Origin of the sequence: Succinivibrio sp. (assembly GCF_045124615.1) — a bacterium.
Classification (GTDB): Bacteria; Pseudomonadota; Gammaproteobacteria; order Enterobacterales; family Succinivibrionaceae; genus Succinivibrio; species Succinivibrio faecicola.
In genome coordinates this window covers 1-2,008 of the sequence record NZ_JBGVMC010000352.1, presented here as the reverse complement: position 1 = coordinate 2,008, position 2,008 = coordinate 1, and the positions used below count along the sequence as shown (strand labels likewise).

At 34.0% G+C, this 2,008-nt stretch carries 3 protein-coding genes; 2 read left to right on the top strand and 1 reads right to left on the bottom strand.

What is annotated here, in order from left to right:
* The first annotated feature begins 215 nt into the window (after nucleotides 1-215).
* Nucleotides 216-518, top strand: a complete 303-nt coding sequence (locus ACJML3_RS09280; RefSeq protein ID WP_406022615.1) for a DUF805 domain-containing protein — start codon at nucleotides 216-218, stop codon at nucleotides 516-518.
* 217 nt (nucleotides 519-735) lie between these two features.
* Entirely contained in the window at nucleotides 736-1,074 is a 339-nt protein-coding gene (locus ACJML3_RS09275; RefSeq protein ID WP_406022613.1) for a hypothetical protein, read from the top strand.
* A gap of 506 nt (nucleotides 1,075-1,580) precedes the next feature.
* On the opposite strand, the gene ACJML3_RS09270 is transcribed toward ACJML3_RS09275, so the two are convergent.
* Nucleotides 1,581-2,008: sugar-transfer associated ATP-grasp domain-containing protein (locus tag ACJML3_RS09270; RefSeq protein ID WP_406022611.1), on the bottom strand; the 428-nt coding region annotated here is incomplete at its 5' end.

The window sequence follows — 2,008 nt, the reverse complement described above, 5'->3', positions numbered from 1 at the left end:
GCTGATTTGATTGTTGATGCTATGGAAAAGGCTATTACCTCAAAGCGTGTAACATCTGATTTTGCTGGTTTAATGGAAGGTGCAACAACCTTAACTACCAGTGAATTCGGTGATGAGATTATCAAGCACATCTAATTAGATTTTACAAAAATGACAGTGTCGGTGCATAGAGTAATGCATTGACACTGTTTTTTTTTACAGTAGGCAGGAAAAAAATGACCAGGTCAAAATATATTATCTGTTTTATAGTTTTTTTTATCTTTATGGTGTTTTTGTCTATTGTTGAAAGAGCAATTCAAAGCAGTTTAGCCGACAGTGGTGTTATGGCTTTTTTTAACGCTTTAAAAATTTTTGTTGTATTTATCTTTGGATATTTTTGTGTGGCAAAAAGACTTAAGTATATCGGTCTGAACACATATTATGCATGGCTTATAATAATTCCACTTTTTGGTTTTATTTTCTGTATATATCTCTGCATAAAAAAGTCTGAAGAAAAGAAGATATTTAATAATAAATAATGAAAAGAAAGGAGCCTTGAATGGATCCTTTTGACAAAAGGCACCGTTTCCACCTCATTTAGAGTTGCTGCAAGGCCTAATATTAGGCATTGGTATTTTGATTTGATATATTGTCTTTTAACATTATCCTTGTGAGAAGTGTGTGAAAGCTCTTCCTCTTCTTGACTCAAGACTTCTAATCTTATCTTGCTATATATACATTAATTAGGATAGATCTATGGATGAAATTTTATTTGAGATGTCTAATCTCAGAAAATCTAAGTACAAGGCACTGCCAGTTAATATATGGATATCTACTGACCTGAGTGTCAGGCATAGAGAACCTACGATAAAATTTCAGAATAATTACTCAGATAGAACTACATCTAAGAGTGACCTTATACCTATGTCTATAATAGATGGAAGAATTCTAGTTAGTAAGAAGGTAGACATATCTCCTAGTGATCTAGCTAGGGTCAGAAAGTTCGTAGAGCTGAATAGAGATCTACTTATCAAGTTATGGAATCAAGATATCGATGATGAAGACTTTAGGTCAGGAGCAGATTTCGACTTCTAAATTAGAATCAATACTTTAATTAGAAAAGGAGATAATACTATGGCATTTATTGTTTTTAAATCAAAATATAACTAATACAATCTATTTACTTCTTTTAGAAGTGACATTTTTTTTGTCACTTCTAATGTCACTTCTCAAAAATATTTTTTGACCAAGTTTTTTACTTATTTTATTGTTTTTAAAACAAAATATAACCAATACAATCTATTTACTTCTTTTAGAAGTGACATTTTTTTTGTCACTTCTAATGTCACTTCTAATGTCACTTCTAAACAAAGTTGAGCTTACAGACGATCATTAAGACAACTCAACAATCATTTCTTTAGAGTGATGCGGACAAAATCCTGGATACCTAAGCGAGGTGATCTATGGCATATACAGTCCAACAGATAAATGCAGCATTAAAACTGTATGACAAAATTAAAAAGGTTGTTCCTACAGTCAGGCAGTTAGCATCTGCATCCTCTTGCTTTTGCAGGAGGAGCATGTCAAAAAGGAAATAGAATTTAATCTTTGAAAACACCAAAGTGCTGCATTGAGAAAGCTACTCTTTGTTCAACACTAAGACGGTGTTTTTTAGTCATAGCTTCAATCAGTCTGAGTCTTGGCAGTAATCCTGCATTGTTACAGATCTGAATTGCAAGGCCTGGTCTTGCGTTAAGTTCAAGAAGCATAGGTCCCTTGTCTCTATCAAGTACAATATCAGTACCTATATACCCAAGTCCTGACATGTCATAACAGGATGAAGCAAGCTCTAAAACCTCTCTCCAGTGAGGGACACGAAGTTCTGAGAGAACCTTGTCTGTGTCAGGATGAATTGTAATAGGCTCATTGTGCTGTACAGCTCTTACAGCTCTTCCTGTATTAAGACATATTCCGACACCTACTGCACCCTGATGCAGATTAGCTTTGCCATCTGATGCTGATGTTGAAA